Raw genomic sequence first — 7447 nt, 5'->3', positions numbered from 1 at the left:
CCCTGCGAGATCAAGACATCGACCTGCCGCAGCTTAGCAACGATCTCTTCAGCCGTATGCTTCTTCCGTCCCATGACGACATCCTCCACATGGCTCAAAGCCATACCTCAGGGAGGACCACTTTTCAGGGGGCAGGCCAGCGGCGATAGCTTCGGCAGTTTCAAAGACGTGCCGCACTTCCAGTTGCCGGACAGCTACAAGAGCAATGCGGGTGCCTACGGGGCCGCAAAAACCTCTGCGCTCGATGCGGTCAAGAGCGGGGCGCGGGCGGCCTCGGCCAATGCCAGCCTAGCGCAGTCCCTGCTGACCCAGAATTCAGTCACCAATCACGGCGCACAGGACAACAGCAGCCGCACCGAGACGCAGTACAATGGAGACTTCCACTTCCACGGGGTGCAGGATCCTAAGGGTATGATGGCCGAGCTGAAGCGCGCGTCGGTCGGCAGTCGATCGTTCACGGCTGCTGCGGACTACGGGACAGCTTAATTCGCCCAGCTCTAAGGGTCCGTTCGAGGGACCGCATGGCGCTCAAGGAATAGATCGACGGAGCCCATGCAATCGCGGAGCGGGTGCCCGGCTTCCTTGCCGGTGATCTCCACGCAGAGTTGGCGGACCTGCTCATTGCTGACCTGCCGGCTAACTGCCGGCTCTGGGTCTCGCGCTTGGGCCGGAACAGCGGCGAAGAGGATCACGGCGGCGAGGGCATAGCGCATCCCGCCAAGATGGGCGCAGGAAGCGCGACTGTCGAGATGTACCGCGGCGCCTCTGTCATAACGCTTTGCTAACCAGCCTTGACCATCACCGTGCAACCTTTACGTGAGATTGTTCGGAACGGCGCGCGACACGGTGAAAGCTCGCAAGGGCTGAGATCTGCCGGCCGTAGGACGATGGGCGCTTTACCGCCCCATCGGTTCGCAATGTGGGGTTACCTGGCAGGCCCCACCGCGCTGGGCTTGGCGGGCGGCTTACGGGCCGCCCGTCACAGCCGACGATCCGCCCTCCGCAGCACCAACGGACTGTTGAGGTAGCGCAGCATCGGCTTCGCATCGATCCGATAAAATGCCGTCAGCCACATGTCGCAGCGCGATCCCGACAGCTTCACGACGGCTCTGAAGGTCCGGTTCGTCCGCGCGAACGTGTAGACAGCTCCTATCGACTTCGAAGGCGGATCCTCCGCGACTAAAGTGCCGTGCGCTAGGATCTCCGGCGTCCACGTCAGGTCGTAGTAGTCGATGTCCGCGTGTCGTGCCCTAATCTTCACCAGCGACTCGCGCGACAGGTAGACGTTGTGCAGTCTCGCGCCGAGGTGCGCCCGGCCTTCCTCCGGCATCTGGCCGACGACGACCGAGGCGTCAGGCGGCGACATGAGCAGGGCGTGGATTTGATAGGCTTCTGCTGGCACCCCTATGATGAATCAGGGCGCGTGTTGGGAGTCAATCTCCACCTTAAGTTGCCGGCCTCCGCGTCTCGCGGCTACAGCCCGCAGATGTTCAACAAGCTCCTCGCCCTCCTCGACCGCCTGAAGGCGTACCAGCGCACGCTCATCCTGGCGACGGCCGAGCATGACGGGCTGCCGGCCGGGAGCGCGCTGCGTCAGGTCGTCGAGCTTGAGAATGTCATCGCAGCCGTTGAGGCGGTGGCGGGTGAGGAAGCTAAGCGAGCACGCTAGGTATCAAAGAAACTGTGATGCCTTCATTAATAGTGGTCAGCCGTGTTGCTGGACGACGTGCTGGATGTAGGTGGATAGAGCACTCTTGATCTCTTCAATTTCGCCCGTGTGCCAGTTCCCGTGCTCTTTCTCGCGATGTGTGATCGCTTTGAACTCGGGATCAGCGAACCAGACGCCTTTACCCTGAAAATGCAGGGGCACTTCTCTGACGACGTGCCCTCCTTTTGAGATGTTGATCCGCCCGTACGCAATACGGTTGCTGTCGACGTTGAGCCAGAGGAACTTAGCGGTCCAGTCGCCGTGGCGCTGCAAGATGGTATCGAACTTTCTGACCGCGTCGAATAGTTCGGCGAAATGCTCTTCCGCCCGCTGGATGATCTCCTCATCGTTCGGCGGCTCCGGCATCTTCGGTGCGGGCTGAGCCAAGCCGGCTTCAAGGCGGGCGAACGGATCGTTCTCTACCATCTCTCGCTCTCCAGACTTTGAGGTTCCGACGTGCGGATAGGGCCGCCGCTCGACGCTTCGTCAGGCCACCTTCAAGGACATGCGCCCGCGGCGCTCAACCTTCGACGGCCGTAGAGTGATCTCTACATCGTCGCCGAGCGCACGCGTGAACTCGAACATCCGCTCAAGCGAGAAGCCGAGCACGCGCCCGCGCAGCAGGTTGGACACGTCGGGTTGTTTCACGCCCAGCACCTTGGCGAACTCGGTCTGACTGAGCCTCCGGCGGTCCATCTCGGCGCGCAGACGCATCACGAGCCTCGCCTTGATTGCCTCGTCTCCTGCCTCCGGCAGGCCGAGATCGGCAAAGACGTTCCCGCTGCCGGTCTCAAACTCAATCGGCTCCTCGATAGGTTGAGCGGTGGCTGCGAGATCAATGGCAACGTTCACCACATTGGCGCCCACGGTGGCACGGGCAGCCTTGGCAGCACGACGGGGCTTGGCGGGCAGAACGAGCGTGTCGGACATCGGTGATCATCTCTATTAGGGGTGTTAGGGTATGGCCCGTGATCGTCGGGTGAGCGTCTTGCTCGCGGGCCTGCATCGCCGGGGTCAGCCGGCGTCCCGGGTCTTCGTCCTGCGCTTGTGATCCTCCCTGGCGGCAGCGAGCCGCGTCCTGATCCGGTCCAGGTCGACCGTCGCGGTCTTTCGACCGGTGGTCGACTTCTTCTGAAAGGCGTCCAGCACATAGAGGAAGCCCGCGAGCTTCACCGTGTAGACGGCCCTGAACGTGTCCCCGTCGAAATCGGTCACGACCTCGACGGCCTCGATCCCCTTGAGCGGCTTGGCGTGCTGATGCTTGCCGCCGCACTCAGCCTCAAAGATCGCCTGACCGAACTCGCGCCGGACCTCGGCGGGCATCGCTTGGATATCCCGCCGCGCGGAGGCCACGAAGATGACTTGGCGCGACGGCTCGGGCTGATCGGGCATGGCGCATTCCTATAGTGAAACTACTATAAGCGTGGGCAGTTGCAGGGGCAAGTGGCATCCATGGCCTTGCCTTCCCGGTTGCCGTCCACCGTGCCGATCCGTTCTGATGGGCCTTGGTTCAAGCCTAGGAGGAACAGATGCTAAGGCAACAGCCGAGCGCAGGGCAACGGAAACGGCGCTTCCAAAACCGTGCGCCGACCATCGCCGAGATCGAAAAAAGCGTCCTGTTCATGGCCTACGTCGTGGAGACCTACGGCGAGCGGTATGCGCCAATCCTCGACAGCTTGATCGTGGACTTAGAGGCGGCTCGGAAGCGGGGCGGCAGCCCTACGGAGAGGGCGAAACGGATCCTAGACGAAGCGGAGGCAAACGGTCGGCTTACAGCCGTGAACATCACGCGGAAGCGCTAAGAGGCTCACCCCGCGGAGAACACGATGAAGTCCCGTAGCATGCTAGCGCCCGACCCTGCGCAACCGACGACGTTCGCCATCCTGCGGGAGCAGTACGGCCCGCGGGTCATCATTCCGCTGGATCGCGTGCGGGAGGATTTCTTCGATGGGATGTCGCAGGAGCACCTGCTGCGCCGGGTCAGTGAAGGCAAGCTGAATCTGCCGATCGTGCGGATCGACGCCAGCCAGAAATCGGCCAAGGGCGTCGCCTTGGTCGACCTCGCGGCGTACCTCGACCGCCGGATTGAGGTCGCCCGCAAAGAGTGCCGTCAGCTCTGCGGGTAGGCGTCAGCGCCTACGACAGCTTCGTCTCCGATCGACGTGCCGAACGAGCCATGGCGATCAACTCGGCGGACGTCAGAGACCGAGGCGGGAGCGGATCGGTGCGGGTGTCGATATGGTCAGTGCGCGGCATCCCAGGCGCCTGCCGTCTCTGGTCCGGCCACATCCGCGCAATCCGTCCGACCTTCTTCGCGGCTGCAGCCACCATGCCCGCCCTCAACTGCCAAGCTTGCGCGTTGGTAGGCGGCCGCGCGTCAGCGAGTCAGACACATTTGGGCAAGCTTGGTGTCGGGGCCTTGCGCCATCGTCATGCGAATGCCCCTGTTCGGACCTGACGCACGCCCTACTGCTACGCTTTCTTCACCATGGCTGGCACAGTGCGCCCTATGCCGATCCGGCCCGAGCACCGCTTCTTCTACCCCATCGACTGGGCGCAGCTCTCGGCCGTCATCCGGTTCGAGCGGGCGAAAGGCTGCTGCGAGGGCTGCGGGCGTCAGCATGGACGGATGGTCTACCACCTCGGCGACGGCCGTTGGTGGGACGCTGATGCTGGCCGGTGGCGCGACGGCTGGGGCAGGCGGATCCGGATCGCTGCGGGAGCTGACATCCTCGGACGGGCCCGCCGGACACGGGTGGTACTCGCCGCGGCCCACCGGGACCACGACACCTCGAACAACGCAGACGCCAACCTCGCGGCTTTCTGCCAGCGGTGCCACATGATCCACGATCGGCCGGAGCATCAGCGCCGGCGCTGGCGCACGTTGTTTCGTCGGAAGGCGCTCGGGGACCTGTTCGGCAGCCCCTATGCCTGAGTTGAGCTAGAAGGCACATGATCATTCCGGAAACACGGTCGCGCTATCTTGCTTAGCGGCTCGATGCGCTGAGCTTGAGGATTGATGCTGGACCGTCCGATCATCGGCCTTGCCGTGTGGCTTTCAAAGCCCGTCGGCTTCCTGACGACCTGCTTCACCGTCGCCGCTGGACTGGGCGCCGGCTTCATCCTCAGCTTCAACGACCACTGGGCACTCGTGTTCAACCTGTTCCTGTCCATCGCCGCCATGCTCTTGGCCGGCGTCATTCTGGTGGCCGGCGCTCGTGATACCGCCGCTATCCAGATGAAGCTGGATGAGCTGATCCGAGCCGTCGAAGACACCGATGAACGTCTTATCGGGGTTGAGGAACGGAGCGCCGAGGAGCTGGCGCTGATCAGGCAGGACCGGCAGCCTTCCTCGCCCGCTCCAGTCGATACTGAGGCTTGAGGCTCAGGAGAGCGCGGTGTTGCTCGCGTCAGCTCCTTTTGAGCGCTATTGGCGATGCCACCATCGTTGCGGCTGCCGCTCGAAGCCGTCCGCAGTTCTGGTCAAGAAGGATCGAGCATGCCGAATACCTTTGGCCTCAACCGCACGCTGGGCGGTGCCATCGGCGTCATCGCGCTGGTGTCCGTGCTCAGCAGCGGGGCAGTGCTAGCGACACGTAATCAGTTGCAGGAGGCGACCGACGCCCTCGACCGCTCGACCCAAGTGGTCCGCGGCCTCGACGCCTTCCGCACCGCTATGCTCAACCAGGAGACCGGCCTGCGCGGCTACCTGATCACCGGGCGCGAGAGCAGCCTGGAACCCTACCGCGCGGGTCGGCCGGCCCTCGACGAAACGATTACGCGTCTGACGACCTTGATCGGCAACAATGCCGAGCGGTCGCGCCTGTTGGCCGACGCCGTGACGGCGGCGCGCGCCTGGCAGACTGATATCGGCGAGACCGCCATCCGAGAAGCAGTCAATCCAGCGACGCGACCGGATGCGGTGCGCATCGAGGCTGAAGGCAGAGGCAAGCAGTTCTTCGACACCCTGCGCGGAAGGCTCGCCGCCATCGACAACCTGGAAGAACGGACCCGTGCGGAGCAGGTCGCACGCGTCGCAAAGGCTCAGCGTGATGAGAGCTTCGCCCTGTGGGGCGGTACCCTGCTCACGCTCCTGATTTGCGCCGCGATCGGCGTCGCCATCAACCGCCTGATCGTCTGGCCACTAGTTCGCGTGATGAGCTTCGTCGAGCACGTCGGTGAGGGCGACCTTTCAGGCAAACTCGGGGATGGAGGGCACAACGAGATCGGCCGCCTAGGCCGCAGCCTGAACGCGATGGTCTCGGGTCTCTCGGACCTCGCCCGGACCAACCGTGCCGCCACCGCCGACCTGAACGCCGCCGCGGCCGAGATCCGCGCCTCCGCACAGGAGCAGGCTGCCTCCGTCGAACAGCAATTCGCCGCCGTGCAGCAGACCGCCGCCACCATGGATCAGATCACACAGTCGGGCGCCCAGATCAGCAAGCGTGCCACCGAGGTCATCACCACCGCCCAGGCCACCGCGCAGACCTCCCGCCAGGGGCTGCGCGCCGTCTCGGATACCGCGAAGGCCATGGACGCGATCCGCGAGCAGGCCGAGGCGGTGGCCGGCAACATCGTCAGCCTGTCGGAGAAGACCCAGACGATCGGCGACATCATCGAGACGGTCAACGACATCTCGGAACGCACGCACCTGCTCGCGCTCAACGCCGCCATCGAGGCGGCGGCGGCCGGCGAGAGCGGGTTGAGCTTCGCGGTGGTGGCCTCGGAGATGAAGCTGCTGGCCGACCAGGCCAAGGCCGCCACCGGCCAGGTGCGCGGGATCCTGGGCGAGATCCAGCGGGGTATCAACACCTCGGTGATGCTGACCGAGGAGGCGGTCAAGCGTGCCGCCACCGGCAAGACCCGCTCCGACACGACGCAGCGCACCATCGAGGAGATCACCGCGAAGATCGAGGAAGGCACTCAGGTGTTCCAGCAGATCGTCGCCTCGACGAACCAGCAACAGCTCGGGATCGAGCAGGTGGTGGGCGCGCTCCAGAACATCCGGCAGGCGAGCCAACAAACCGCGGCCGGCACGCGGCAGGTCGAGTCGGCTTCGGCCAATCTCACGGAGCTCGCCCAGGCGCTGATGACCCTCGCCGAACGCTATCGGCATTAGGCATTTGTCGGTGTCCGTGCTGATGCTTCAGGCCGGTATGCTCCCGGTTGAGCAGCTTGCGCCAAGAAGACCTGACCACGGGCGATGAACAGGTCGATCTGCACGATGCCGGAGTTGATCGCCGTGATCAGGTTAGCGTTGGTGTCGTCGATCTCAGGGTCACCGGTCGGCTCGCGGCCGCGTACATCTACGAGCACCGCTGTCATCTGATCTCGCTGCGCTCGGAGGTCGTTCAGGATCACCACTGCCCGGGCCGCTTGTAGGCTTGCCGCTTGGCCACCGATGAGGAGCGCCACTGCAGCGATGTCGAAGCGGTCGAGCGCTGAACCCGCCTCACCTTTCTGGCGTAGTGGCACGATGCCTTCGCTCATGATCCTATGCCCGTAGAGACCAGTCGCGCAGAGGCGGACATCGTCTCAGCCCCTGTAATACATGCCCCGAGAGCAATACCGTCAACCCGGTTGTCATCGGCAATGCCAGTCCAAAGAAGTGCGGGGTCGGTGGATCGCGTGAATTGCACCGCTGCCATGAACCACTCGGAAACCATTCCGGCACACACCGACTGCTCGTTGTGTACGAAGGGTTGCGTTCATGCGTGCGCGGGTCTGGCTTGCCCTGAC

General features: G+C 64.0%; 11 protein-coding genes. 6 read left to right on the top strand and 5 right to left on the bottom strand.

Annotated features, from left to right (window positions below; all coding sequences use genetic code 11):
- Positions 1-486, top strand: a 486-nt coding sequence (locus tag MKK88_RS03505; protein ID WP_243997214.1) for a hypothetical protein, incomplete at its 5' end; no start/stop codon positions are given.
- 493 nt (positions 487-979) lie between these two features.
- Here MKK88_RS03505 and MKK88_RS03500 read toward each other — a convergent pair.
- Complete coding sequence (locus tag MKK88_RS03500; protein ID WP_243997213.1) at positions 980-1402, bottom strand: hypothetical protein; 423 nt, start codon at positions 1400-1402, stop codon at positions 980-982.
- A gap of 84 nt (positions 1403-1486) precedes the next feature.
- Here MKK88_RS03500 and MKK88_RS03495 point away from each other — a divergent pair, with 84 nt between their 5' ends.
- On the top strand, positions 1487-1669 hold the full coding sequence (locus tag MKK88_RS03495) for a hypothetical protein (protein WP_243997212.1): 183 nt from the start codon (positions 1487-1489) through the stop codon (positions 1667-1669).
- A 36-nt stretch (positions 1670-1705) separates the two neighbouring features.
- Here MKK88_RS03495 and MKK88_RS03490 read toward each other — a convergent pair whose 3' ends face one another.
- From MKK88_RS03490 to MKK88_RS03480, 3 genes are all read right to left on the bottom strand, one after another.
- Positions 1706-2134 carry a hypothetical protein gene (locus MKK88_RS03490; RefSeq protein ID WP_243997211.1) on the bottom strand — a complete coding sequence of 143 codons (429 nt, stop codon included), beginning with the start codon at positions 2132-2134 and terminating at the stop codon, positions 1706-1708.
- Positions 2135-2194: 60 nt separating this feature from the next.
- Positions 2195-2638 (bottom strand): helix-turn-helix domain-containing protein, encoded by a 444-nt coding sequence (locus MKK88_RS03485; RefSeq protein ID WP_243997210.1) that lies wholly within the window; start codon positions 2636-2638, stop codon positions 2195-2197.
- Between the two features lie 84 nt (positions 2639-2722).
- The gene (locus tag MKK88_RS03480; protein WP_243997209.1) at positions 2723-3100 is read right to left on the bottom strand and encodes a type II toxin-antitoxin system RelE/ParE family toxin; all 378 of its coding nucleotides are present in this window, start codon (positions 3098-3100) and stop codon (positions 2723-2725) included.
- 449 nt (positions 3101-3549) lie between these two features.
- Here MKK88_RS03480 and MKK88_RS03475 point away from each other — a divergent pair, with 449 nt between their 5' ends.
- The 4 genes from MKK88_RS03475 to MKK88_RS03460 all read left to right on the top strand — a co-directional run bounded on the left by MKK88_RS03475 (position 3550) and on the right by MKK88_RS03460 (position 6827).
- Entirely contained in the window at positions 3550-3834 is a 285-nt protein-coding gene (locus MKK88_RS03475; RefSeq protein WP_313902293.1) for a pyocin activator PrtN family protein, read from the top strand.
- 383 nt (positions 3835-4217) lie between these two features.
- Complete coding sequence (locus tag MKK88_RS03470; RefSeq protein WP_243997207.1) at positions 4218-4643, top strand: hypothetical protein; 426 nt, start codon at positions 4218-4220, stop codon at positions 4641-4643.
- An 84-nt stretch (positions 4644-4727) separates the two neighbouring features.
- Entirely contained in the window at positions 4728-5090 is a 363-nt protein-coding gene (locus MKK88_RS03465; RefSeq protein ID WP_243997206.1) for a low affinity iron permease family protein, read from the top strand.
- Between the two features lie 117 nt (positions 5091-5207).
- The gene (locus tag MKK88_RS03460; protein ID WP_243997205.1) at positions 5208-6827 is read left to right on the top strand and encodes a methyl-accepting chemotaxis protein; all 1620 of its coding nucleotides are present in this window, start codon (positions 5208-5210) and stop codon (positions 6825-6827) included.
- Here the strand turns inward: MKK88_RS03460 and MKK88_RS03455 are convergent.
- Positions 6824-7198 (bottom strand): hypothetical protein, encoded by a 375-nt coding sequence (locus MKK88_RS03455; RefSeq protein ID WP_243997204.1) that lies wholly within the window; start codon positions 7196-7198, stop codon positions 6824-6826. The two genes, MKK88_RS03460 and MKK88_RS03455, sit on opposite strands and share 4 nt — an antisense overlap.
- Positions 7199-7447 lie beyond the last annotated feature (249 nt).

Origin of the sequence: Methylobacterium sp. E-005 (assembly GCF_022829725.1) — a bacterium.
Lineage (GTDB): Bacteria > Pseudomonadota > Alphaproteobacteria > Rhizobiales > Beijerinckiaceae > Methylobacterium.
Note: the sequence above shows the minus strand (reverse complement) of the source record. Positions and strands in the feature narration are given on the sequence as shown.